Source organism: Peribacillus simplex (genome assembly GCF_030123325.1).
In the GTDB taxonomy this organism is placed as follows: domain Bacteria; phylum Bacillota; class Bacilli; order Bacillales; family DSM-1321; genus Peribacillus; species Peribacillus simplex_D.
The window spans coordinates 961368-985427 of sequence record NZ_CP126106.1 but is presented as its reverse complement, the minus strand read 5'-3'; the positions used below and the strand labels follow the sequence as shown (position 1 = coordinate 985427).

The 24060-nt window shown below is 40.4% G+C and carries 24 protein-coding genes; 12 read left to right on the top strand and 12 right to left on the bottom strand.

Going from position 1 to position 24060, the window contains the following annotated elements:
• Positions 1-11: 11 nt before the first annotated feature.
• Positions 12-854 (bottom strand): MurR/RpiR family transcriptional regulator, encoded by an 843-nt coding sequence (locus tag QNH43_RS04695; RefSeq protein ID WP_283916973.1) that lies wholly within the window; start codon positions 852-854, stop codon positions 12-14.
• 281 nt (positions 855-1135) lie between these two features.
• On the opposite strand from QNH43_RS04695, the gene QNH43_RS04690 reads away from it, so the two are divergent.
• A complete protein-coding gene (locus tag QNH43_RS04690; protein WP_283916972.1) occupies positions 1136-1282 on the top strand; it encodes a hypothetical protein in 147 nt (48 codons plus the stop codon).
• Between the two features lie 96 nt (positions 1283-1378).
• Here the strand turns inward: QNH43_RS04690 and QNH43_RS04685 are convergent, their stop codons facing one another.
• The 3 genes from QNH43_RS04685 to QNH43_RS04675 all read right to left on the bottom strand — a co-directional run bounded on the left by QNH43_RS04685 (position 1379) and on the right by QNH43_RS04675 (position 3839).
• Positions 1379-2260, bottom strand: coding sequence for a radical SAM/SPASM domain-containing protein (locus QNH43_RS04685; protein ID WP_076367611.1), 882 nt, complete (start codon positions 2258-2260; stop codon positions 1379-1381).
• 240 nt (positions 2261-2500) lie between these two features.
• Entirely contained in the window at positions 2501-2821 is a 321-nt protein-coding gene (locus QNH43_RS04680) for a DUF3889 domain-containing protein (RefSeq protein ID WP_283916971.1), read from the bottom strand.
• 49 nt (positions 2822-2870) lie between these two features.
• On the bottom strand, positions 2871-3839 hold the full coding sequence (locus QNH43_RS04675; RefSeq protein WP_283916970.1) for a M14 family zinc carboxypeptidase: 969 nt from the start codon (positions 3837-3839) through the stop codon (positions 2871-2873).
• A 132-nt stretch (positions 3840-3971) separates the two neighbouring features.
• On the opposite strand from QNH43_RS04675, the gene QNH43_RS04670 reads away from it, so the two are divergent.
• Positions 3972-4214 (top strand): YhdB family protein, encoded by a 243-nt coding sequence (locus QNH43_RS04670; RefSeq protein ID WP_076367617.1) that lies wholly within the window; start codon positions 3972-3974, stop codon positions 4212-4214.
• A 128-nt stretch (positions 4215-4342) separates the two neighbouring features.
• On the opposite strand, the gene QNH43_RS04665 is transcribed toward QNH43_RS04670, so the two are convergent.
• The 3 genes from QNH43_RS04665 to QNH43_RS04655 all read right to left on the bottom strand — a co-directional run bounded on the left by QNH43_RS04665 (position 4343) and on the right by QNH43_RS04655 (position 8470).
• Complete coding sequence (locus tag QNH43_RS04665) at positions 4343-4870, bottom strand: NADPH-dependent FMN reductase (protein WP_076367619.1); 528 nt, start codon at positions 4868-4870, stop codon at positions 4343-4345.
• Positions 4871-5037: 167 nt separating this feature from the next.
• On the bottom strand, positions 5038-6768 hold the full coding sequence (locus QNH43_RS04660; RefSeq protein WP_283916969.1) for a phospho-sugar mutase: 1731 nt from the start codon (positions 6766-6768) through the stop codon (positions 5038-5040).
• Between the two features lie 154 nt (positions 6769-6922).
• Positions 6923-8470, bottom strand: coding sequence for a carbon-nitrogen hydrolase family protein (locus QNH43_RS04655; RefSeq protein WP_076367623.1), 1548 nt, complete (start codon positions 8468-8470; stop codon positions 6923-6925).
• Positions 8471-8656: 186 nt separating this feature from the next.
• Here QNH43_RS04655 and QNH43_RS04650 point away from each other — a divergent pair, with 186 nt between their 5' ends.
• Complete coding sequence (locus QNH43_RS04650; RefSeq protein WP_349654815.1) at positions 8657-9028, top strand: disulfide bond formation protein B; 372 nt, start codon at positions 8657-8659, stop codon at positions 9026-9028.
• A gap of 64 nt (positions 9029-9092) precedes the next feature.
• Positions 9093-9563, top strand: coding sequence for a thioredoxin family protein (locus tag QNH43_RS04645; protein WP_283916967.1), 471 nt, complete (start codon positions 9093-9095; stop codon positions 9561-9563).
• Positions 9564-9631: 68 nt separating this feature from the next.
• On the opposite strand, the gene QNH43_RS04640 is transcribed toward QNH43_RS04645, so the two are convergent.
• The gene (locus QNH43_RS04640; protein ID WP_076367627.1) at positions 9632-10051 is read right to left on the bottom strand and encodes a DUF5365 family protein; all 420 of its coding nucleotides are present in this window, start codon (positions 10049-10051) and stop codon (positions 9632-9634) included.
• 232 nt (positions 10052-10283) lie between these two features.
• On the opposite strand from QNH43_RS04640, the gene QNH43_RS04635 reads away from it, so the two are divergent.
• Positions 10284-11195: an RluA family pseudouridine synthase gene (locus QNH43_RS04635; RefSeq protein ID WP_349654802.1), complete on the top strand. Its 912-nt coding sequence runs from the start codon at positions 10284-10286 to the stop codon at positions 11193-11195.
• A gap of 183 nt (positions 11196-11378) precedes the next feature.
• Here QNH43_RS04635 and QNH43_RS04630 read toward each other — a convergent pair whose 3' ends face one another.
• Positions 11379-11633 carry a GlsB/YeaQ/YmgE family stress response membrane protein gene (locus QNH43_RS04630; RefSeq protein ID WP_179086047.1) on the bottom strand — a complete coding sequence of 85 codons (255 nt, stop codon included), beginning with the start codon at positions 11631-11633 and terminating at the stop codon, positions 11379-11381.
• 472 nt (positions 11634-12105) lie between these two features.
• Positions 12106-12936, bottom strand: a complete 831-nt coding sequence (locus tag QNH43_RS04625; protein ID WP_283916966.1) for an aldo/keto reductase — start codon at positions 12934-12936, stop codon at positions 12106-12108.
• Positions 12937-13328: 392 nt separating this feature from the next.
• Here QNH43_RS04625 and QNH43_RS04620 point away from each other — a divergent pair, with 392 nt between their 5' ends.
• The 6 genes from QNH43_RS04620 (at position 13329) to ald (ending at position 19763) form a co-directional block, all read left to right on the top strand.
• On the top strand, positions 13329-14327 hold the full coding sequence (locus tag QNH43_RS04620; RefSeq protein WP_283916965.1) for an inorganic phosphate transporter: 999 nt from the start codon (positions 13329-13331) through the stop codon (positions 14325-14327).
• 238 nt (positions 14328-14565) lie between these two features.
• Positions 14566-15186: a DUF47 domain-containing protein gene (locus QNH43_RS04615; protein ID WP_076367635.1), complete on the top strand. Its 621-nt coding sequence runs from the start codon at positions 14566-14568 to the stop codon at positions 15184-15186.
• A 15-nt stretch (positions 15187-15201) separates the two neighbouring features.
• The gene (locus tag QNH43_RS04610) at positions 15202-16200 is read left to right on the top strand and encodes an inorganic phosphate transporter (RefSeq protein WP_283916964.1); all 999 of its coding nucleotides are present in this window, start codon (positions 15202-15204) and stop codon (positions 16198-16200) included.
• A 130-nt stretch (positions 16201-16330) separates the two neighbouring features.
• Entirely contained in the window at positions 16331-17587 is a 1257-nt protein-coding gene (locus tag QNH43_RS04605) for a PucR family transcriptional regulator (RefSeq protein WP_076368012.1), read from the top strand.
• Between the two features lie 49 nt (positions 17588-17636).
• Complete coding sequence (locus QNH43_RS04600) at positions 17637-18452, top strand: EcsC family protein (protein WP_283916963.1); 816 nt, start codon at positions 17637-17639, stop codon at positions 18450-18452.
• A 177-nt stretch (positions 18453-18629) separates the two neighbouring features.
• On the top strand, positions 18630-19763 hold the full coding sequence (ald, locus tag QNH43_RS04595; RefSeq protein ID WP_283916962.1) for an alanine dehydrogenase: 1134 nt from the start codon (positions 18630-18632) through the stop codon (positions 19761-19763).
• A 126-nt stretch (positions 19764-19889) separates the two neighbouring features.
• Here the strand turns inward: ald and QNH43_RS04590 are convergent, their stop codons facing one another.
• Both QNH43_RS04590 and proC read right to left on the bottom strand, forming a co-directional pair.
• On the bottom strand, positions 19890-21257 hold the full coding sequence (locus QNH43_RS04590; RefSeq protein ID WP_283916961.1) for an FAD-binding oxidoreductase: 1368 nt from the start codon (positions 21255-21257) through the stop codon (positions 19890-19892).
• A gap of 84 nt (positions 21258-21341) precedes the next feature.
• Positions 21342-22148 carry a pyrroline-5-carboxylate reductase gene (gene proC / locus QNH43_RS04585; RefSeq protein ID WP_283916960.1) on the bottom strand — a complete coding sequence of 269 codons (807 nt, stop codon included), beginning with the start codon at positions 22146-22148 and terminating at the stop codon, positions 21342-21344.
• A gap of 275 nt (positions 22149-22423) precedes the next feature.
• On the opposite strand from proC, the gene QNH43_RS04580 reads away from it, so the two are divergent.
• Complete coding sequence (locus QNH43_RS04580) at positions 22424-23989, top strand: MDR family MFS transporter (protein WP_283916959.1); 1566 nt, start codon at positions 22424-22426, stop codon at positions 23987-23989.
• The last annotated feature ends 71 nt before the right edge of the window (positions 23990-24060 follow it).

The following is a 24060-nucleotide window of genomic DNA, read 5'->3' as shown; positions in this document are numbered from 1 at the left end:
GAAATTTAATCTCAAAAGAAAAATTCATCTTGATTGAATGCATCATATATAGCTTTTCTTTCTTTGAAACCCTGTTCGTCCTTAATCGATACACCAGCTACTAAACTATTCAATAATGAGAATAACACCGGTGCCGTATCGATAGTGGAAGTCCTTGGTGTTGAAATGGGCAATAATATGTCAGCGTATTCAGCAATTGGAGCCAGTTCAGAATCCGTAACACCAATTACAAATGCACCCGCTTTTTTGGCCATTTCCGTGATTTTCACTGTCTCTTTAACATAACGGTGAAAAGAAATGGCCACAAAAACTGAATTTTCAGTCATTTTATTCAGCAGTAAGAAAATATCATCTGTATCAGGCCTATATAAATGGATCTCTTCCCTAACAAGCCTTAGCGTAAAGGTTAACCAATGTGCTGCCGAAAATGATAACCGGTGTCCGGATATCAAAACATTGTCAGCTGCCGCCAATTTATCAACTGTTCTGGAGAAATCTTCATTTGATAAATTATTCATTGTCTTTTCGATGCTGATGATATCTTGCCCCATCACCTGAGCCATGAAGTTTGGCTGATTCGCTGCTTCAAGTTTTGAAGAATGATATTCATTCAAACTGCTGCTCTCGTATATCAACTGATTGCGAATAAGTTTTTGAAGTTCCGCATATCCACTTAACCCCAATGAATAGCAAAAGCGGATGATGGTCGTTTCACTCACTCCTATTTCTTTTCCGAGCTTTTGAGCTGAAGTGACTGCAAATGTATGTGAATGCACTAACAAGTATTTTGCTACCTTTTTTTGACCAGTGGATAAACCAGGGAATACTTCTTTAACTTTTTGCTGTAAATCCATAAAACATCCCCTCTGAAGCAAGATATGAATCCAATACTTTTTATATGACAATATGAAGTTTTAACTTCATCAATAATAGAGAGTATTTTATCACGGTACTTTCAATAAAACAATAATATTCTGAATTTTTAATAAAAAAGAAGAGGCAAAATCATTCATCACGCAAAAAAACCACGAAGAGCCGTGGTTTCGGTTTGGCGACAAAATGGTGTTCAGAGTCCGAATAATGAGGTGTAGGTCAAAAAAATTCGTGAACGGTCGAATATAGTGCTCCGGTCTTTATGGTTTTTACTCTAATCCTCATTGGATTGAAGAAATTTGCGACACTTCCGCCGAATTACTGGCTAGCCGAGACACCACAGGAGCTTGCTTTGATGCGGCTTGGCAGACAGTCGGCGGAAAGGGAGCGGATTTCTGAAATCAACTGAACTTTTTAAATAAAAAACTGCAGGCAAACTGAGTCTTCATGGAGGTTTGCCTACAGTCTGAAACCACGAAGATGGACTCCGCGGTTTTTCTTCATCTTATTTTTTATGACGCTTTGCATAGCCACAGCGTTTACATAATTCTTCAACTGCACATCTTCTTGAAAAACCATCGTACATATTTTTCGCCCGTTCACCATTTAAAATGTCTTCAAGTGATGTTTCGAATATATTTCCAAGCGGTATTTTCCCTTCACTATCCAAGCAACAAGGGACTACTGTACCATCCACCAAGATGCCTAACTGATCTCTAAGTGCATAGCAGAAAATATTTTCATCGATAATGTCACGGTCCAATTCCGGCCACTCGAATTTTTCGGCCATGTTTATATAAACCCGGTCCTTCAGCTTAATATTATTCTTTTGCTGAAGAGCTTCACTTAAGCGGATGTCCAATGAAAGCTTCTCCTCCAGCATGCTAAGAATATCGTCGTTCAGGCCATTACTCGCTTTTAATTCAGCCGTATCCATATTCCATAAACGGATGGCACAAATCACTTCACTTTTTTCATTTGCTTCATTTATGAAATCGGCAATATTACTGACATAAGAATCAAGACTATTGCTCGTATCGTTTGCCTCAAAGCTATGAAGTGAAATATTCACCTGCCGAAGGGCTTTTTTGGAGAGCAGCTTGTCTTTGACCTTTTGAATCAAAGTACCGTTCGTTGTAATATTAACCTTCAGGTCATTTTCAGCACTGATATCCAGGAATGTACCCAAATTTTTATTTAAAAATGGTTCACCCATCAGATGAAAATAAATATGATCGGTGTGTGGTTTGATTTTCTTGATTACATCCGTAAATCCTTCAGGATCCATGAATTTCAGGGTCCTTTGCAAGCTGGAACTTGGACAAAAATTACACTTCAAATTACATATATTCGTAATTTCCACATAAACTTTCTTAAACTTTCTCATTTTCTAATACCCCTACAATCAAGCTTATTGTTTCAATCTGATACTAACTATACTGGTTAGCTGCTCATAAATGCAATGAAAACTTCATGGCAACTGAACGGATGTGAATCACTTTCCATTGGCAACCAATCCGGTATCCACCATTTTCCGGACAACCTAAAAGAAATCAGAAAAAAACATCTTCTCGATGTGAAGATGTCCGGTAAGATGCATACCTTGAATTTTCCGCTTGTTCTGAGCTCACTTTCCTTTTTGCTCCGTGACCTTCAAACTAAGTAATTTTTCATTTTTCAAATCATGTTGTACGGTCACGATGACATTGAACTGCTGACCTTTATCATCGACCAAAAATCTGAAATCATCTTCGACGAGATTTTTCGATACAGTTTTTCTTCCCTTATATTCGTAATCGTTAATCTTAACTTCAGGATAATCTGCCTGTACAACTGATATCGCAATCTTTCCGTATTTTTCGTAATCGGATTTTTGTGCCTGTGCTGAAATGGCCCCTGCTTGTATGATCAAAAAAATCCCCATTAGCATCACGATGACTTTTTTCAAAATCTTTTCCTCCTCATACTTTCCGCTTAGTATTATTATGTAATATTGTTCAGTTGTTATGCAGCTGGTTCGCTTCTTTTACAAGCATGATTCCAACCAATCGATTCCTCTCCCATTCCTCAGGAAACACAGTCAACGGCGGATTTGTTTCATCCACTAAATAACTAAGTTCGATCGTCATTCCCGGGCGGCGGAATTCAGTTATGAACCAATCCGTAAATCCGCTTCCTACCGCTTCTCTTTCCGGAAAGGTAATTTCATAACCAGTCAATTCGGCAGTCTTTTTGGCAATCCCATAATCCCTCGCCATATTTTTCGGTTTATTTTTGTAATGCCAAAAGATTTCCCTTCCTGACGTATGGTAGGAAACAGCAATAAGGGGATCGATATCCTTCGTGAAATCCGTAAGAGCCTTTACTTCAGCTGCTTCTAATGGTTTTCGGCCTTTATAAAATTGATACGTTGGTTTTGTTTCATCACTCATGACTTCTTTCCATCCAGCCGGATACTGCCTATTCAAATCAATGCCTTTGGCGTTGGCTTTCCACCGGGACCAATCCCTGCTAAATCGGTTCATTTTCCAAACTACAGCCTTTTCAAAAACATTTAAGTTGGAGAGATCTCCTTGCTGAATGCTTACTCCATCTGGATTCAACATCGGGATGAACCAGATGCTCACTTCATCCAATGATTCCGTCCGGTATTCTCCAACAGGTTTGCCCGCTCGATAGGAAGCGGCATACTCTTCAAGCATGCGCATTAAGAGTATGGAACTGAGCCATTCCCGTCCATGATGTGATCCCACCAGCAAAATCGATCTTTTTCCTTTTCCTAATTTGACTGCCTTTATATTTTTCCCTTTTTCAGTTTGCCCAATTATTTTAACGTCCAATTCATACTGTTTTTGGATTCCTTGCAGATCCATTTCCATCTGTTCAGGGGAATACACGTCTGCCGCCAGAGATGGTTCAGGGAAAAAAAGCAGCACCAATATTCCAATTACCATTATTTTTCTCATGTACTCACCTTTTATTTTTATTCAGGAAAAAAGCAACAACCGCGGTCCAAATACATCGCCACTTATTGTAAGGAAATGTTCTGTCATATCTGAACAAAATACAAATAGCTCCTTATTAAGGGGGAGAAGAACATGAGGATTGCGGATTATGATCAGGCATTGTTTCACACACACCGTTCTGATTGGGACAGCTTGTTAGTATTGATGGTTCGAACGAAAGATCACTTTCTTTCGAAAAAAATAGAACATTTTTTGCACGCTTATAGGTTTGAGCATGATTATCAAATCGTTCAATCCCAACTGTATGCATTGCTTCGCTATCTGGATCATGCGGCAGAACAAACAAGTGATTATTTAAGTGAACTTCCAAGCTAAAATCAACTATAGTTTTTGCAAAACGGGAAAATTTATACAAGAGGATTAGTTGGGGATATAACTTTGGCTGGTGAAACCCTATAAAAACAAGGTAGGGTCAGGTATTTAAATACCTGACCCCCATTTCATTATTTTTTCATTGCAGTATATGCAGTTGCATACATTTTAAGCTCTTCAATCATACCCTCTACAAGTACGGCAGACTCTTCAAATAAACCATCATTTTCGTAATCAAAGCAATGTGGATCCAGAACCAATTGTTTTGCGATCACATTTGCATAAAGGCTTCGGCCCACTGTCCTCATGGAATTCAAGGCATTGATTCCGCCTTTACCTCCGCCGGAAACAGCCAATAGTGCAACTGGTTTATGCGTGAATTGCTCACTGCTTAGAAAATCCAAGGCATTTTTCAAGGCTCCGCTCATGGAACCATGATATTCCGGAGTGGTCAGAATTACGCCATCAGCTTCCTCGATGCTTTTCCGAAGACCTTGAATCACATCCAATTGATATTGCTCACCTTCACCTGAATATAAAGGGATTTCACTATTGCTTAAGTCGATAAGTTCCGCTCCGTATTTCTTGGATATGTAGCGTGAGGCTATCCCCGTACGTCCTTGTTTACGTGGTGAACCATTAATGATTACTAATTTCATGAATTTATACCTCCATTATTCCCGATGTTTTCCGAGATCAGTCGCCAATACAGTATACCAAAACGGAAACGGAATTTCCTAGAATTTTGATTATTCATGCTGCTAAAAATTTGCAATCATAAAAAAACGAAAGACCGAAGAAGGTCTTTCGTTTAGCTTTCATGCATTTAAACTAACGCCTCAATCTTGCTCATGAAATCTTCCATGACTTCCGATAACTTGGACTCAGCTTCTGGCATTGATTTACCTTGGACACCGAAATAAAATTTAATTTTCGGTTCAGTACCAGAAGGACGGAGGCAAACCCATGTACCATCTTCAAGGAAATACTTCAATACATTTGACTTCGGAAGCTCAATCAATTCTTCATTATTTGAAAGTAATGTACGCTTTTTGCTGCGTTGATAATCTTCTTCGGCAACTACCGGAATGCCAGCTATTCGGGAAGGAGGATTTTGACGGAATTGATTCAATATTCCAGATATCTGTTTCGCTCCCTCAATGCCCTTTAAAGTCAACGAACGCAATCCTTCCAAGTAAAAACCGTATTTTTCAAACACATTCAGTAACCCTTCATATAGTGTCAATCCCTGCTTTTTATAATGAGCACAGACTTCAACAGCCAGCACTGCTGCTTGAATGGCATCCTTATCACGTGCAAAGTCTTTAATCAGGTAACCATAGCTTTCTTCATATCCGAACAAAAAGCTATTTTCCCCGCTTTGATGATACTGATTTATTTTCTCGGCGATGAACTTAAACCCGGTAAGTACATCAACCGTCTTCAAGCTATATGACTCGGCAATCGCCCGCCCGATTTCCGAAGTGACGATGGTTTTTAAGACGACTCCATTTTGAGGAATCTTCCCTTTTTCTTTTTTCTGGGACAGTAAATAGTCCAGGAAAAGTGCACCTGTTTGATTTCCTGTCAGGACAACATATTGACCTACCTCGTTTTTCACGGCAATTCCAAGCCGATCGGCATCTGGGTCCGTTGCAATCAATAAGTCCGCTTCTACTTTGTTTCCAAGTTCAATGGCCATTTCAAATGCAGCTGGTTCCTCCGGATTTGGTGACTTGACTGTCGAAAAATCCGGATCTGGCAATTCCTGTTCCTTAACGATATGCAAATTTTGATACCCTAAGCTTTGCAGTGCCCGCCTGACGGATTTATTGGCCGTTCCATGAAGCGGTGTAAAAACGATTGACACATCTATTTCCTCGGCAAGCTGCGGATTCTCGGGAACTGTGAGCAACTCACGATTATATGCCGCATCCAATTTCTCCCCGACCATTTCGATGAGGCCCTTCGCTTTAAGGACTTCAGCTTCTTCAATCTGAATTTCAAGCTCATTTTCAATGGCATTCACGTAGCTGATCACTTGATTGGCCGCTTCAGGTGGCAATTGTGCCCCATCCGGTCCATAAACCTTGTATCCATTATATTCAGGCGGATTGTGGCTTGCCGTGATGACGATTCCAGCAAAAGCATTCAGCTCGCGAACCGCAAATGACAATTCCGGAGTCGGACGCAGTTCATCGAATAAATAAGCCTTCACCCCAAATGTAGCCAAGGTCTTAGCTGCTTCGAGTGCAAATTCCGGGGACTTATGTCTCGAATCATAAGCGATCACAGCGCCTCTTCCTTTAGCTTCTTCCCCAAACGAAGAGATATATTGAGCCAACCCAACCGTAGCCTTCCTTACAGTGTAAAGATTCATCCGGTTCGTTCCCGCTCCGATTTCCCCACGCATTCCGCCTGTTCCAAATTCTAAATTTTTATAAAAGGCATCTTCGAGTTTTGCTTCATCCCGCTGCATTTCCTCAAGGAGGACACGTAATTCCCCATTTAAATTCTGGTACCCTGCCCAAGTGGTGTATAAAGATTTCCAGTGCATCTCCAACATCTCCTCCCAAACGCCTTATTTGTAATTATTATGTATCTGCCTTACATATACAAAATTATCATATTTATTCCAATAAATGAAGTAAAGGCTCGTAATGAAAAGAACCAAATCTATCGTTCTTCACATCACGAGCTCTTTTACCTCTTTATTTTTCGCCATCTTTGTAATGTAGATTGTAAACATCATGGCGACGATCTTTCAATTGCCTTACAGTACCAGACTGACGCTCCCGCCTTAAGATCTCCAAATCAACATCGCCAATCAGGACCATCTCAAGGTTCGGGCTGGTTTCCCCGACTATGCCGTCACGCGCAAATTCGAAATCCGATGGAGCGAAGATCCCCGATTGGGCATACTGAATATCCATATTTTCTGTTTGCGGAAGATTACCGACCGTTCCGGAAATGACGGTATAAATTTGGTTTTCCACGGCACGGGCCTGGGCACAATAACGAACGCGCAGGTACCCTTGCCTGTCTTCCGTACAAAATGGAGTGAATATGATTTTGGCTCCCATGTCGGTAGCGATCCGGGCGAGTTCCGGAAACTCAATATCATAACAAATTTGTATGGCGATTTTTCCACAGTCCGTATCAAAGACTCGAACACGGTCACCTGCGTTAATGCCCCACCATTTTCTTTCATTTGGTGTGATATGAATTTTATATTGCTTTTCAATCGTCCCATCGCGACGGAATAAATAAGCGATATTATAGATATTGTCATCATCTTCTTTTACGAAATGGGAACCGCCGATGATATTGATGTTATACCTTACAGCTAAAGTGGTAAACAATTCAATGTACTGCTCCGTGAAATCCGACAGTTTCCGTACAGCCAAGCTTGGTGATCTTTCATTCAAGAAAGACATCAGCTGGGTGGTGAATAATTCCGGGAACACGGCGAAATCCGCATTAGCATCCGAAGCAACGTCTGTGAAATACTCGACTTGGTTAGCGAAATCTTCGAATGAATCTATTTTACGCAGCATGTATTGCACGACGCAGATCCTTACCGGTTCTGATGTTTTATAATAACGTTTTGTTTTCGGTTGATAATCGACGTTATTCCACTCCATGAGCGTAGCATACTTATTCGATTGCAGATCATCCGGCAAATAATTCGGATTGATCCTCATAAGCGTGAACCCATTTAAAAGCTGGAACGAAAGAACCGGATCATATATTTTATGCAATTGCACTTCTTTCACATATTCCCTTGGTAACAGTTCATCCGCATGTTTATGGTAATTGGGGATCCTGCCGCCGATAATGATGCTTTTTAAATTCAAATGGGCAACAAGTTCTTTCCTTGAATCATATAGTCTTTGACCAATTTTCATCCTGCGGAATTTAGGATGGACCATGACCTCGATCCCATATAAGTTATAACCGTCCGGATTATGATTCGTGATGTATCCATTATCTGTTACATCATCCCATGTATGTCGGTCATCATATTCGTCAAAATTAATAATGAGGCTGGAACATGAGCCAATCACTTTTCCATCATATTCAGCCACAAACTGTCCTTCCGGAAAAATTGCCAGATGGCTCTCAAGCTGATCTCGCTTCCAGGGAACCATTCCAGGAAAGCAACTCGACTGCAAAGCAATTATTTCATCTATGTCTCCTAGCCTCATATTACGTATTTCCATTATTTTTTCATATTTATGCAGGTCCAAATTAGGCATTTTCCTCAGACTCCTTTAATCTCTTCCATAAGAATTATACCCCTTATTCAAAAATTAAAACAACTGAACCTACCCATGGATTTCAAAAATTGCATTGATAAATACATTCTTTATGACCGTTAAAAAGAATATATATTTTACAGACCCCGTCCATACATACTATACTTTTCATGAGAGCAAAAAGTGATGGGGAAGAGGAACCATGAACAAGACTATTTGCAATTGGGAAAACTAATTTACTGTGGCCTTGGCTGCTCCACCATTGCAATGTTTGGAAGCTTTCATTTCTCTGGAATTAAGCAAAATGAACCGTTTGCGCTCTGTTGGTATCAGCGGATCACCACGTATCCTTTTACAATCATTTTAGGAATTGCAATCATTCGAAAAGATCATTGGATTTGCTTTTATACCATGATAGTAACAGCCATCGGTGCATACATTTCCATATCATTATTTAGCAAAGGTTTCATTCTTTCCCGACCACACCCTTGCATGAGGAAGGGTTCCATGTACAGGACAATATATAAACGTATTGGTTTCATCACCATCACGTTCTAGCCTTGACTGCATTCGTCATTATTTTTTACATCGTATGGACAAGATCCAAGGAGGTTGCAGCTTAATGAAAAAAATGGCTATATTTTTAGTGATAATCGTCGCCCTTTTTGTCCTGATGGGCGTTTTTACAAACATGAAAAAAGAAGAAAAATCAAAAGGAAATCCATACGGCAAGGATAAGCTTAAACCTGCCACTGTCGATCAGCTGGATGACCCCAATTATCAAAATTTGATCCTTCCTGTAGAGTTGGAGCAGGACCTCCAAGATAGTAAAGACGTGACCGTTTATTTCTATAGTCCTACGAATTCAATCAGTAAAAAAACCACACCAGTCGTGGCACCTTTGGCAGAGAAATTGGGTATTGATCTCGTTCAATTCAATCTTTTGGAGTTTGAACAAGGATGGAGCGACTATGGCATCAAAAAGACCCCGACCATCGTCCACTATAAAAATGGTGAAGAACAAGAACGAATTGTCGGCTTTAATGATGAAGTAACGTTCGAGAAATGGTTCGAGGACCACGATATTAATTAAGGATCGAAAAAATGAGCCGGCCCTAACGGAAATGCTTCTCCCGTTATAGCCGGCTCATTTTTTTTGCCTTATACTAAATATTGATTCGCCACCTGAATATCCATCATCTGCATATCATTATTCGCTTCATGGTTAATACTTGAAAAATGGTCATAATAAAAGGGGAAGAATATTCCGCATTCATTCAATAGAGTGATGTTATGTTGGAACAGTTCTTCAGATTTAGATTCCATCATTATAAAATCTTCTCTCTTCTGTTTGTCTAATATCGACAAAAGGACTTGAAGACATGTCATTACTTGAAATGCGTCTCTTAATGTTGCCAAGTAAGTAACAGAACTTTGATTGGGCTTTAAAACGCCAATCTCGCGAAAATGAAGGATTTCACTTTCCGTAAAGTATTTTGGAAATACAGATTCGTAGAAACGAGAAACGAGACTCGCTATTTCTTGCTCTTGTTCTTCAGTAGAAGAAAAGACCGTCTTCACTAAAAAAACCACCTTTTTTCAGATCCGTTAGACCTATCTATTATATGTATATTCTAGGACAAGCGATTTCTTTCCCAATAGAATAACATAAATTTTGTAAAAAATATGTGGTAATTTCCACCACGAAAATTTCAGCAATAGGTCTAAGGTTACTTTTTTCACGAATCATCTTTAATTATTATATATTTTTTTCTTTTATTTAAAACCAAAGTAGTCGAAAGTAGGAGTTTAATTGGAAAATTTTAAATTAACCAACCAACATTTAATAATAAATGTTCTCCAAAGTTGGAATGGATTAACATTGGAAAAGCTTTTTAGGGAGCGGTGGAAGGCCCCAAAGAAATTAGTCCATGAATGGAGGATGAGTAAAGAAGTGACATTGAACGGAAATACAGTCACATGGTCAGCTATTCTTAATGAAGGAGATACGATCGGCATCCCCTTATTAGATCACGCTGAAAATGAAACAGATCAAGCGGCAGATTTAGGTATTTCCATCATATATGAAGATGATGTGTTGTTGATAGCCAATAAACCGGCTGGAATGGATACTCACCCTTCTCAACCGGGTGAAGCACACTCCCTCATCAACGGAGTGGCGCACCATCTTCAAAAAACCGGCCAGTCCTGTATGATCAAGCATATTCATAGACTTGATAAAGATACCACCGGTGCGGTCCTTTTTGCCAAAAACCGCCTCATTGGGTCCATGCTGGATAGAATGTTGGAAGAAAGGGAAATCAAACGGACATATCTAGCTTTAGTCGAAGGAAACATTATAAAGAATGAAGGCGAAATCAAAGAAAAAATTGGCCGCGACCGACACCATGCCACGAGACGAAGGGTTTCCCCTACAGGCCAGACGGCAGTCACCCATTATCAGGTAATCAATCGCGATACCAAAAAAAACCTGACGCTCGTCAGCTGTACACTGGAAAGCGGCCGAACCCACCAAATCAGGGTGCATTTCAGTCATTTGAATCACCCCTTGGCCGGAGATACCTTGTATGGCGGAAAAAAAACATTTCCACGGCAAGCCCTGCATGCAAGGAAAATCGAATTCGTCCACCCCATTTCAGAAAAAAAAATGAGCATTGAAGCTCCTTTCATTGATAAACCTGAAATATTCGATGTCACCAATTAAACTGAATAAACACCGTCCCATTTCGGGATCGGTGTTCTCATTTCTTCCATTAATATGAAATTGTTGACCAGCGGCAGGATTTTCTGTATTTGGATTGAATTGGTTTAAAGTCATGTTGGAACGAAATCCGTTCATATTGGCATAAAAAATAGCTGGCCACTAGGGCCAGCTTAATTTTTGCATTTATGAAGCTTTTCTCATGCCTTTTAAGATAAGGCTTAAGACGAAGACAAATACGATAGCACCAATCAATGCTGGAATAATAGCGAAATCTGCTACTGAAGGTCCCCAGTTCCCAAGAATCAATGAACCTAACCATGCACCAACAAAACCAGCGATAATGTTACCGATAATTCCAAATGGTACGTCACGTCCAACGATCATACCTGCTAACCAACCAATGATACCTCCGATAATTAATGACCATAAAAATCCCATAATATATTTCCTCCTTAAAATTAGTTATTTTTTCAATCCTGCAGCAGACTCCAAGAAATCAAATCACTTCCATATTGTCATGCCTTTTTTCAGTTATTTTAACCTTTTACATTCAAATGGTATGATGCCGATTACGCACAATAACTAATGAATGTGAATGTTTTAGTTATTGGGTAGAGTTAGCTAGCTATAGCCCCTGAGTAACTGATTGGACAATCTCATGTTAGTGAATTTTTTCTTTTTGTTTGCCGCTGTACTCATTATTTTCCCCGTTTAATAAATCTAAAACCTAAATTTTTTTAAAAATATTTGGCAACGAAAACAGGATTATTAGACATATTAAACGGGTATACCATAGGCTTAACTTTGTCACATAGTTAGTATAAGCAATAACTGCCTCAATTATGTTCATGAAGAAAAAGAAAAAGGATGCCCCATTCGGGACACCCTCCTATCATTTGCATTATTGTTTTTAGAACAAAAGTTCATCGGGATTGCTGCCGAACCGTTCATTTTTGTTCAAGGCATCTATTTGATTCATTTCATTCAGGCTTAATGAAAAGTCAAATACGTCAGCATTTTCTTCGATACGGGACGGCGTAATCGATTTAGGTATTACAACTAGATCATGTTGTAGATGCCATCTAATCAACACTTGTGCTGAACTTTTCCCGTGCTTCTTCGCTATATGATTGATTGTCGGTTCTTCCAATAGGTTCCCTCTGCCTAGCGGGCTCCAAGATTCTACCTTTATTTCATGTTTTGCACAGTAATCACGAATTTCGACTTGAGTCAAAAGTGGATGCAATTCAATTTGATTGACGACCGGTTTCACTTCACTGTTTGCAAGCAGCTTCTCCAAATGATGAACATGGAAATTACTTACACCGATTGATTTCACCTTTCCATCCTTATAAAGCTTTTCCAATGCCCTCCAGGTTTCCAGATATTTATCTTTTCCCGGCCAATGGATCAGGTATAAATCCAAGTATTCCAAACCAAGGCGATTTAAACTATCATCAAATGCTTGGAGCGTCGTTTCGTATCCTTGCTCTGTATTCCACACTTTAGATGTAATGAACAATTCTTCACGAGACACACCGCATTCCCGAATCGCCTGACCAACACCTTCTTCATTTTCATAAATGGCCGCCGTATCAATCGCACGATAACCAACTTCGATCGCTTTCTTGACTGACTCAACCGTTTCATTGCCGTTTTTCACTTTAAATACACCGAAACCCAACTGTGGCATTTTAACTCCATTATGTAAGGTGATCGTTTCCCCAATATTTGAAATCATTCCCTCATTCCCCCTTACTTTTATTTACCAATTATACATCTCTCCACCTTCTATTTCTAACCATAAGCCTCGGGATTTATAGAGCCCCTTAGGCGAAAACACCCTCAAATACCATCTATACATATTAAAGGGAACATTTAATCTTTTTAATCATTCACTAAGATAAATATTTTGTAAAAAAATGACGAAACATCTATCCTTATAGGTATGAAATTCGTTACAATTGAATAGTCCGACTTAAAACCAAGTAAAAAAGAAGGTGCCAAATTTTAAGAATAATCAAAAGCAAAACTCCCATTCTAAATATTGAGGAGTTGCAAACTGTCCTGCCCATTCATTGGCGACAATCCATATACACTTTACATACTTGAAATTAAGGGAGTCCTCCATGTATGAATAGCATACTCATCTTAACCGCACTAATTATTATTTTTGCTTTGGTCTTTGACTTTATCAACGGTTTCCATGATACGGCTAACGCCATCGCTACAGCAGTATCAACCAAGGCGCTTAAACCACGTCATGCAATCATCATGGCTGCGGTCATGAATTTATTAGGAGCACTGACCTTTACCGGTGTAGCGCATACCATTACGAAGGATATCGTTGATCCTTTCACATTGAACAATGGTTCTTATGTAATCCTTGCCGCCCTGCTTTCGGCAATTATATGGAATTTAATCACTTGGTATTTTGGCATTCCAAGCAGTTCCTCCCATGCGATCATTGGTTCAATAGCGGGAGCTGCCGTCGTGGCTAGTGGATTCGATGCGATTAAATGGAATGGATTCACTAAAATTGTACAAGCATTGATTCTATCCCCTATCCTTGCCTTCACGCTTGGATTCATTGTATACAGTATCTTCAAGGTGGTATTCAAAAATAATAATTTAGGAAAAACCAATAAGCGATTCAGGAGAATACAAATTCTCACGGCGGCCATCCAATCTTATACACATGGAACGAATGATGCTCAAAAATCCATGGGTATCATCACGATGGCTTTGATTGCTAACGGATATGCCTCTACCTCTGAAGTTCCTTTCTGGGTACAACTATCCTGCGCAATAGCCATGGCGCTTGGTACATCAATCGGGGGTTGGAAGATCATCAAAACTGTTGGCGGTAAAATCATGAAAATCCGCCCGGTTAACGGTGTGGCTGCCGATATGACTGGGGCAGCCATCATTTTCGGTGCAACCTTCCTGCATATGCCGGTCAGCACGACACATGTCATTTCTTCTTCAATACTTGGGGTCGGTTCTGCACACCGCATCAAAGGGGTAAAGTGGGGAACCGCAAAAAACATGTTGATCACTTGGTTCATTACATTGCCAATTTCCGCTTCCTTAGCTGGAATCATTTACTATTTAATTGCTTTATTTTTATAGAACCTTTTGCCTTTCCATATTGGAAAGGCTTTTTTTTTACAGATTCCCCCTTATGATTGCAGGGTTTTTCCCATTTTTTAATTTTGCTTGTGATTTTATATAAAGTTTTATTAAGATTTTGTAAATTTTCGTCGAAAAACCTTCCCGGATACTACGTGAATTCGTTACAATCAATTTGTTAATACTAAGCGTACGACTAAAGTGCGTAAATTTGCATGACTAATTGGGAGGCTTTAACATGGCTTTTAAATCAAAAAAAGACAAATTCGCGGTAATGCTTTTTAACATCGCTCAAAACCTTAAAGAAGGTGCTGACTATTTCGCGGATTATAAACTCAAAAACATCTCCGATCTAAAAGTATTTTCAGATACGATGAAAGACTATGAGCATAAAGGCGATTCAATGGTCCATAATGTGATCAAAGAGCTGAACAATGCCTTCATCACTCCTATCGAACGGGAGGATATCCTTGAATTGACCATGAGGATGGATGATGTCATTGACGGTTTGGAACACTGTGCGGCATTATTCGAAATGTACTCAATTGTCAATGCGGATGAGTATATGCTTAAGTTTGTGGATGCAATCAAACAGTGTACGTATGAGATCGAAAATGCTGTCGATACACTATCCACTAAAAAATTGCCAATGATCCGTGAAAATGCAATCAAAATTAAAGATCTTGAATCCGTTTGTGACGGAATCCAACGTCAATCAATCAAAAACTTGTTTACAGTTGAAAAAGATCCAATCAGGATCATTCAATATAAAGAAATTTACGAAAGCCTTGAAGATATCGCAGATCACTGTCAAGCGGTGGCCAACACACTTGAAACAATCATAATGAAAAACGCCTAAGGAGTACCCCAATAAATGGATACTTTATTAATTTTAACAATATTAATCGTTTTCTTTGCTTTAGCATTTGACTTCATCAATGGTTTTCATGATACAGCCAATGCAATAGCGACTGCTGTTTCAACTAAGGCCATGAAGCCTAGGCATGCCATCATCATGGCAGCCGTCATGAATTTCGTCGGAGCCATGACGTTTACTGGAGTTGCGAAGACCATAACGAAGGATATCGTGGATCCATTCACGCTTCCGAATGGTTCATATGTAATTCTGGCTGCTCTTCTTGCCGCTATCATATGGAACCTTCTTACCTGGTATTACGGGATACCAAGCAGTTCCTCCCATGCATTGATTGGTTCGATTGCAGGGGCCGCCATTGCTGCAGCAGGCTTCGCTGGCATTAAATGGGAAGGGTTCATGAAAATCCTTCAAGCTTTGATCTTCTCCCCGCTAATTGCTTTTGCAATCGGGTTTATCGTATACAGCATTTTTAAAGTGGTCTTTAAAAACAATAACCTGACAAAAACAAACCAAAAATTCCGTACTATACAGATTGCTACTGCAGCACTTCAATCTTATACCCACGGAACGAACGACGCTCAAAAAGCGATGGGTATCATCACGATGGCCCTTATTGCAAATGGTTATGCATCAAGTGCCGATATCCCCTTCTGGGTTCAATTCTCCTGTGCGTTAGCAATGGGACTTGGAACTTCCGTCGGCGGATGGAAAATCATTAAAACCGTTGGCGGCAAAATCATGAAAATACGTCCGGTCAATGGTGTTGCAGCGGATTTAACCGGGGCTTTCATCATTTTTGGCGCAACAGTAATACACATGCCAGTCAGTACAACCCATGTTATTTCGTCTTCAATCCTTGGTGTTGGATCTGCGCATCGTGTCAAGGGCGTAAAATGGGGAACGGCAAAAAGAATGATCATCACTTGGTTCATTACCATTCCCATCTCGGCAACATTAGCTGGTTTACTTTATCTTTTAATTAACTTCTTATTCTAAAATAAAATCCCTTCCGGTTTCCATCGGTAGGGATTTTCTGTTTTAACAAAGGATTTATCTATGCTAATTAATAGGAAATCGTTTAAAATTCAAGGAGAAGGAATTTTTTTAGCGAGGGGCAAAATAAAAAATGAAGGAATTCGAAAAAAATAGAGATATTTTTAAAGACCTTTATGGAGATATGATGGAGTTTGCCGATAGAATCAGTTCTGTTTTGGGTTGTCCCATTACGATCGAGGACGGTAACCATCGCTTACTTGCTTATAGCACGCACGATGATACTACGGATCAGGCCCGTATCATGACCATAATCGGAAGGCGTGTCCCTGAAAAGGTCATCAACAGTTTATGGAAAGATGGCTTCATCCCTGCGTTATTGAAAGGAGATGCCCCCATCAAAATCGGGGCCATCAATGATGTCGGTCTCGGTAACAGGGTTGCGGTTTCCATCCGGAAAAATAATGAAGTACTTGGATTCATTTGGGCTTTGGAAGTAAATGAACCTTTCTCCGAAGAAGATATGAAATTTCTGCAATTCGCTGCCAAGGAGGCGAAGAACCAGTTACAGCAATTGCAATTGAAAAAGAAAAGGAAAGAAGCAGGTCATCAAGAGTTCCTTTGGCGCATGTTGACCGGGCATTACCAAGAAGAATCGGAAATAATTGAAAATTACAAGAAATTTTCCATCCACGTCCCAGTGGTTTTTTCCATATTGGTATTCGAATTTCCTAAAGAGATCAATCGCGAAGTGGAGCGCTACATTTCATACATGTTAACGACCACTCAAAAGATAAACAGTTCCTTATTTGCCATTGACCATAACAAGCTCATTCTTTTCGCGGGAGGCAATCAGGAAAACAGCCCTTCTTTCACTGCATCGATTTATGAGTTCATTCCTTTTTTCATTCTGGAGATGAAACGGCGTTTCGGAGTTGAGCACATCCTTGGAACGGCTGGCAATATGTATAAAAACTTAATGGATGTTAAATCAAGTTATGAAGAAGCTCAATACACCCTTAAGATGAAGAATATTTTCCCGGATGACATGAAACTCATTTTACATTATGAAGAACTTGGCATGTTTCAAATGATTGAAACACTCGCAAGCAACACACAGCGTCGTGTTCATCCTTCCATCCTTAAGCTAAAAGCATACGACATGAAAAACCAGACGGAATTGCTGCAAACACTCACTGTCTATCTAGAAAAAGACTGCAACCCAAATGAAGCTTCAAGTAATCTTCATATCCATGTGAATACATTGAATTACCGATTAAAAAGAATTTCTGAAGTGGGAAATATTCGGCTAAAAGACCCGATTCAAAAAATGTCCCTCTTTCTTAACATTAAACTTAATCAATATGATGAATTTCACAAGAAAAATTAATGATATATTCCCTGATATGGGATACTAGATGTGTGGAAAGGTTGATCATATGAAACTTGAAACAAAAGAAGAGCTTGAAAAAGAATTAACAATCATTGAAAAATGGGAGAAAGATCAGAAAGGACTATGGTTTTGGGAACGGATCGGGCGGATTCCCTTCAAGCTATTGGATAAATTGACACCGGATTTCATTCAGAAAAAATTGGGTGTCATGCTTGATGAAATCGGCAGCTACATTCAGAATGGCGGAAAATATTTGACGAAAGAAGCTCATATTCTAAGTCAGCTGCAAGCCCAAGTTCCCGAGTTGGATATTACAGCCCTGGAAGACGTTTCAAGCATCCCTCTCCATATCATGGATAACGTGAGTCAGGATATTAAAAATTCAGGCAGCAAATTGGCAACGGTTCAAGGCGCCACTACAGGGATTGGCGGAATCTTCACCTTGGCCATCGACATCCCCCTTCTTCTCGGCATGTCGATCAAAACCCTTCAGGATATCGCCATCACATATGGCTTCAACCCTAGAGACCGCCAAGAACGTATTTTCATCGTCAAATGCCTGCAATTCACAACATCGGATGTTGTCGGCAAAAAGGCTCTATTAAATGAATTGTCGAAAATGAACCAGACCGATTCCCAATCAAAAAGGGAAATAGCCTCCGAACTGCAAGGTTGGCGGGAAGTCGTTTATACATACCGTGATCAGTTTGGCTGGAAAAAGCTTTTGCAAATGGTTCCTGTTGCCGGAATAATCTTTGGCGCCCTTACAAATCGTTCAATGATTGCCGATATAGCCGATACGGGAATCATGCTATATAAGAAAAGAAGGATTTTAGAGCGCATTCAAGAACCTATTGCATAGAATTGAATTCAGATTTAAAAAGGTCTTGTTCCTTTCGAGCCCAAATTTTTTGACACTGCGTTTGTGGAATTCCACAAATACACCTTTTTCAATTTTCTGATTTCCACATACTAACTATTTCTTTTTCCAATTATACTTGTGATACAAATAGTAAAACATATTATTGGAGGGATTAAGATGAGAATAGGAATTCCAAAAGAGATTAAAAACAATGAAAACCGTGTAGCTATCACTCCAGCTGGGGTTGTAGCATTAGTCAATGCAGGTCACGAAGTATTAATCGAAATGAACGCAGGTCTAGGAAGCAGTTTTACAAATGAATCATATCAAGAAGCTGGTGCTGTTATAGTCGAGGACGCTGCTAGCGTTTGGTCAAGCACAGAAATGATCATGAAGGTAAAAGAACCTATCTCATCTGAATATAAATATTTCCGAAAGGATTTAATCCTTTTCACATATTTACATCTTGCGGCTGAACCGGCACTAGCTCAGGCCCTAAAAGAAAGCGGTGTCTTGGCCATTGCTTATGAAACGGTTGCAGTAAACCGCACACTTCCTTTATTGACACCAATGAGTGAAGTTGCAGGACGCATGGCTGCACAAATCGGTGCTCAGTTCCTTGAAAAAAATAACGGCGGCAAAGGAATACTCTTAAGCGGAGTTCCTGGAGTTAAACGTGGTAAAGTGGCTGTTATCGGCGGAGGTATGGTTGGAACGAATGCTGCTAAAATCGCTATTGGATTAGGCGCAGATGTTACCATTCTTGACTTAAGCCCTGACCGCCTTCGTCAACTTGATGATATTTTCGGAAATGAACTGACTACACTTATCTCCAACCCTTATAATATTGCGGAAGCAGTCAAAGATGCCGATTTAGTGATCGGTGCTGTATTGATTCCAGGTGCTAAAGCTCCTAAGCTCGTTACTGAAGAAATGGTTAAATCGATGTCTCCTGGTTCAGTCATTGTCGATGTCGCAATCGACCAAGGCGGTATCTTTGAAACGGTCGACCACATAACGACACATGATAACCCTACTTATGTTAAACATGGAGTAGTGCATTATGCAGTGGCGAATATGCCAGGAGCAGTGCCTCAAACTTCTACAGTTGCATTAACTAACGTAACAGTACCTTTTGCACTTCAAATTGCAAACAAAGGTGCCATCAAAGCGATCCTTGAAAATGATGCACTAGCAAAAGGCGTCAACGTAGCGAACGGTGAAATCACGTTCGAAGCAGTTGCCACAGACCTTGGCTACAACTATGTAAGTGTTGAAAATGCCTTAAACTCAAATAACATTAACGCTTAATAAAAATAAGACTCCAGACATAATCTTGTCTGGAGTCTTATTTTTTGGACGAGAATCTCATTGAAGCTGTATATGGGGTCAAGTCTGTTTGATGTTATTACTACTCTACAAAATAGAATATTCCTATTAATCTATGAAGATCTTCCCAGGATTCATTATCCCTTTCGGATCCAATGCCTGTTTGATCGTTTTCATCACTTCGTAAGCTCCTCCATGCTCCCTCCGCTGATACTTCGATTTTCCAAGTCCTACCCCATGTTCACCCGTACATGTACCGCCTTTTGTTAATGCATATTCGACGATTTCTTCATTTAACCTCTTTGCTTCTTTAACTTCTTCAGGATTTTTCAGATCAATCATGAACAATACGTGATAATTCCCATCACCTACATGTCCTACAATCGCACCCTCCACTTTGGATTGTTCGACTTTCTTCCTTGTATCCAGTATGGCATTCGATAATTCATGAAGGGGCACACTTACGTCGGTCACCATCAGCTTCTTTCCAGGTGCGCTGTGAATGAATGCGTATGCGAGGTTATGGCGTGCTTCCCATAAGGCATTCCGTGCTTTTGAATCGGTTTCAAACTGAATATCGCAACAGCCAAAATCACTTACGATTTCCTTGGCAAATTTGACGTCCTGTTCCAGTCCGGCAAAATTCCCATGAAATTCGAGGAATAAAGTTGGCTGGACATCATAGGATTTGTCCATGAAATGATTAACTTTTTTTATGGACTCGGCATCGACCAATTCGATTCGTGCAATCGGGATTCCAGCAAGCATGATCCCATTAACCGCAGATACTGCCTGTTCGACAGTCGGAAATGAAGCTCTCCCAGCCATGGTGACTTCAGGAATGCCATATACCTTTAAAGTCAGTTCAGTAAATACACCTAGCGTACCTTCAGAGCCAACAAACAAGCCATTCAAGTGAATGCCTGAAGATGATTTTGTCGCTAAACTTCCGGAATGAATCACTTCACCGTTTGCTAAAACCACTTCCAAATCCCTGACTTGATCGCGCATTATCCCATATTTGACCGAGGTCGTCCCACTTGCATTCGTAGCTGCCATCCCTCCCAATGTAGCATCGGCGCCAGGATCGACGGAAAAGAACAAACCGTATTTTTTTAATTCCTTATTGAGTTGCGTCCTTGTCACACCTGGTTGGACCTTCACAAGGAAATCATTTTCCCTGATGTCCAATATTTGATTCATCAAGGACAAATCCAGCGAAATGCCCCCTTTGACTGGAACGACATGCCCCTCCAAACTTGATCCTAATCCAAAAGGAATGATTGGTATTTCATGCTCATTCGCATACCGCATGACTGCGCTGACTTCCGCAGTATCCCTTGGATAAATGACCATATCCGGTAAATGCGGAGTATGATATGATTCATCATGGCTGTGCTGTTCCAATAATGTTCCATTCACCGTTACTTGTTCTTCCGTCAGAATCTTCCTTAATTCTTCTATATAACCATTCATTATGCTGCCCCCTCGTTTTTTACCAAACATTCTGAAAATATCACACATAATGAGATTGCCCGCTAATAGGCAATCCATCTTGCTTCACTTACTGAAACCTTTCGTTTTACCCGTGCAGGCCTTCATTGCTTGCAGAATGCTGGATCTTAGCTGATTCTCTTCTAAAGACGCTACCGCAGCTATCGTTGAACCGCCAGGCGTGCAGACATCATCCTTTAAAGCAGCAGGATGTCTTTCCGTTTCGAGCACCATTTTAGCAGCACCCATTACAGCTTGTGCTGCCATTCGGTATGCTTGTTTTCTTGGAATGCCATCACGGACCCCTCCATCGGCCAAAGCCTCGATGAACATGTATACATAAGCAGGCGACGAGCCGCTGATGGCCGGTACTGCGTCCATCAAATCTTCATGCAGGATTTCCGTTTTACCGAAACTATCCAGCAGTGCAGTCACATCCTCTAAATCAGCATCGGTAATTTGATCATTGATGCTCATGGCCGTCATGCCTTCACCGACAAGCGAAGGAGTGTTTGGCATCGTCCGGACAACCTTCACCTTTTTTCCGAAGCTGCTCTCAACTAAAGATATAGTGATCCCCGCTGCCATAGTGATAAGCACAGCGTCTTCTTTCACATGATTCTTCACTTCCTCAAGCACGTGCTTATGCATGGCAGGTTGGATCCCTAGAAAGAGAAAGTCGGCAAAACCGGCAACCTCTACATTATCCAAAGTGCCTTTAACGTTATATTTCGTGGTGATTTTAGTTTTGGTCTCAATACTTGCTGTACTGACCATGATACTTTCAGGCGAAATGACCTCTGCAAGCAACATGCCCTCAAGCATTGCCTCACCCATTTTGCCGCATCCAATAAACCCGATTTTTTTATTCATATCTTACACTTCCAATCATAAGTTCATCTATATTCCTTCTGATTTTATTATATCGGATTTGATAAATGGAAACACGTTGGAGATATTAATCAGGAAGGATTTGGTGGTTTCTGGTCGAATTACATAAGTGTTATGGATGAACCTTTATATCCACCGTTATGCAATTGAAATTTTAAGCGAAAAAAACGTTGACTAAATGGTCATTTCAGATTTATAATTTTGACCTATTAGTCACAAACGAATAAGGAATACAGTTCCAGGAATGGAGAAATCGTATGCAAATGGAAAAAAAAGCGGTCAATACCAAGCTAGTATTAACAGGATTGATCATTGGAATGTTTTTCAGTTCATTGGAACAGACGATCGTCGGTACGGCCATGCCGACAATTATCGGGGAATTGAATGGTTTTACCATCTTTGCATGGGTGACGACTGCCTATTTAATAGCCTCAACGACTGTTGTACCCATTGTTGGAAAGCTATCTGATTTATATGGCAGACGTTCCCTTTATCTGCTCGGTACGATCATTTTTACGATTGGTTCGTTTTTATGTGCCACAGCCACTTCGATGGAGCAATTGATCATTTATAGAGGGCTGCAGGGAATCGGCGGCGGAATGATCATGCCTTTATCCCAAACGATAATCGGCGATATATTCTCTGCCGAACAAAGAGCCAAATGGCAGGGTGTGTTTGGAGCCCTTTTTGGTTTAAGTTCCGTGATTGGTCCTTTTCTTGGCGGCCTGATCGTTGACCATATCAGCTGGCATTGGATCTTTTTGATCAATGTACCGACGGGCTTACTATCTGCCATTTTGATTTATGTAGGATTGAAACATGAAGCCATAAGGAAAGCAGAGAAAGTGAATATCGATTACCTGGGGATTTTCACCTTGATTCCTGGTATTGTGCTGTTACTGCTGGGCTTGACCTTCGGTGGTGATAAATTCGAATGGTTATCACTGGAATCTCTCTTGATTTTCGGCAGCACCCTTGGCTTCATTGCCCTATTCATCATTTTTGAAAGAAGAGCAGTCGAACCGATCCTTGATTTATCCCTTTTTAAAAATAGAGTTTTTTCCACCACGAATATTTTGGGATTCTTGCTTGGCCTTGGCATGTTCGGGGCAATCATGTTCGTCCCGCTGTTCATGCAAGGCGTACTGGGAGTTTCACCAACAAAAGCGGGGTCGACCATGACTCCAATGATGATCGGTATGATTCTTTCAAGCATCATTGGCGGGCGGCTACTTTTGAAATTCCGTTTTCGTACCGTGCTTACCTTTGGAATGGCCATTGCAACGCTTGGCTTCTTCCTAATGAGCATGATGGACGGCAGTACGACTATATTCACTGCGTATTCATTCATGGCCATCCTTGGAATAGGTATGGGGCTTGTCATGCCGACATTGATGATTGCCGTTCAAAACGAGTTTCCAAAATCCCAGCTAGGGTCTGTTACAGCGGCTTCCACATTCTTCCGATCTATAGGAGGAACGATGGGCATCACGATTTTGAACGCTGTCATGAATCACAATCTCCAGCAAAATATGGATGATGCGGTCGTAAGCCAAAAGGACCCTATATTGCATGAGGCACTGAAAGCATTAGCCGATAAAACGGATGCGTTATTCAACATCATGCTTTATCCGGAAAACCTTAAAATGCCGGCAGAAGTCAGCAATGTCCTTGTAAAAACGATTGAAAATGCTTGGATCGATGCATTCTCCAGTGTTTTCATCACCGGTATCTTTTTTGTTTCCGCGGGGATATTAGTGGCACTTTCAGTGGGTTCAGGCCGAATCAAAAGAGATCAAGAAACGGAAAAAGAATTAGGCTAAAAATATGCTCGGGACCGGCTGAAATATTCAGCCGGCCCTTTTTTTAATCCCTTCATGTTTCTTTTTCATTG

What these genes read in the sequence shown, in the direction of transcription:
- QNH43_RS04645 (WP_283916967.1), top strand. Translation starts at nt 9,093, where the DNA reads ATGAAAAAAATGGCTATATTTTTAGTGATAATCGTCGCCCTTTTTGTC.
- QNH43_RS04660 (WP_283916969.1), bottom strand. Translation starts at nt 6,768, where the DNA reads ATGCACTGGAAATCTTTATACACCACTTGGGCAGGGTACCAGAATTTA.
- QNH43_RS04670 (WP_076367617.1), top strand. Translation starts at nt 3,972, where the DNA reads ATGAGGATTGCGGATTATGATCAGGCATTGTTTCACACACACCGTTCT.
- QNH43_RS04685 (WP_076367611.1), bottom strand. Translation starts at nt 2,260, where the DNA reads ATGAGAAAGTTTAAGAAAGTTTATGTGGAAATTACGAATATATGTAAT.
- QNH43_RS04600 (WP_283916963.1), top strand. Translation starts at nt 17,637, where the DNA reads ATGAAACTTGAAACAAAAGAAGAGCTTGAAAAAGAATTAACAATCATT.
- QNH43_RS04690 (WP_283916972.1), top strand. Translation starts at nt 1,136, where the DNA reads ATGGTTTTTACTCTAATCCTCATTGGATTGAAGAAATTTGCGACACTT.
- proC (WP_283916960.1), bottom strand. Translation starts at nt 22,148, where the DNA reads ATGAATAAAAAAATCGGGTTTATTGGATGCGGCAAAATGGGTGAGGCA.
- QNH43_RS04605 (WP_076368012.1), top strand. Translation starts at nt 16,331, where the DNA reads ATGAAGGAATTCGAAAAAAATAGAGATATTTTTAAAGACCTTTATGGA.
- QNH43_RS04695 (WP_283916973.1), bottom strand. Translation starts at nt 854, where the DNA reads ATGGATTTACAGCAAAAAGTTAAAGAAGTATTCCCTGGTTTATCCACT.
- QNH43_RS04675 (WP_283916970.1), bottom strand. Translation starts at nt 3,839, where the DNA reads ATGAGAAAAATAATGGTAATTGGAATATTGGTGCTGCTTTTTTTCCCT.
- QNH43_RS04590 (WP_283916961.1), bottom strand. Translation starts at nt 21,257, where the DNA reads ATGAATGGTTATATAGAAGAATTAAGGAAGATTCTGACGGAAGAACAA.
- QNH43_RS04665 (WP_076367619.1), bottom strand. Translation starts at nt 4,870, where the DNA reads ATGAAATTAGTAATCATTAATGGTTCACCACGTAAACAAGGACGTACG.
- QNH43_RS04580 (WP_283916959.1), top strand. Translation starts at nt 22,424, where the DNA reads ATGCAAATGGAAAAAAAAGCGGTCAATACCAAGCTAGTATTAACAGGA.
- QNH43_RS04625 (WP_283916966.1), bottom strand. Translation starts at nt 12,936, where the DNA reads ATGATTTCAAATATTGGGGAAACGATCACCTTACATAATGGAGTTAAA.
- ald (WP_283916962.1), top strand. Translation starts at nt 18,630, where the DNA reads ATGAGAATAGGAATTCCAAAAGAGATTAAAAACAATGAAAACCGTGTA.
- QNH43_RS04620 (WP_283916965.1), top strand. Translation starts at nt 13,329, where the DNA reads ATGAATAGCATACTCATCTTAACCGCACTAATTATTATTTTTGCTTTG.
- QNH43_RS04655 (WP_076367623.1), bottom strand. Translation starts at nt 8,470, where the DNA reads ATGCCTAATTTGGACCTGCATAAATATGAAAAAATAATGGAAATACGT.
- QNH43_RS04630 (WP_179086047.1), bottom strand. Translation starts at nt 11,633, where the DNA reads ATGGGATTTTTATGGTCATTAATTATCGGAGGTATCATTGGTTGGTTA.
- QNH43_RS04650 (WP_349654815.1), top strand. Translation starts at nt 8,657, where the DNA reads ATGGGGAAGAGGAACCATGAACAAGACTATTTGCAATTGGGAAAACTA.
- QNH43_RS04615 (WP_076367635.1), top strand. Translation starts at nt 14,566, where the DNA reads ATGGCTTTTAAATCAAAAAAAGACAAATTCGCGGTAATGCTTTTTAAC.
- QNH43_RS04610 (WP_283916964.1), top strand. Translation starts at nt 15,202, where the DNA reads ATGGATACTTTATTAATTTTAACAATATTAATCGTTTTCTTTGCTTTA.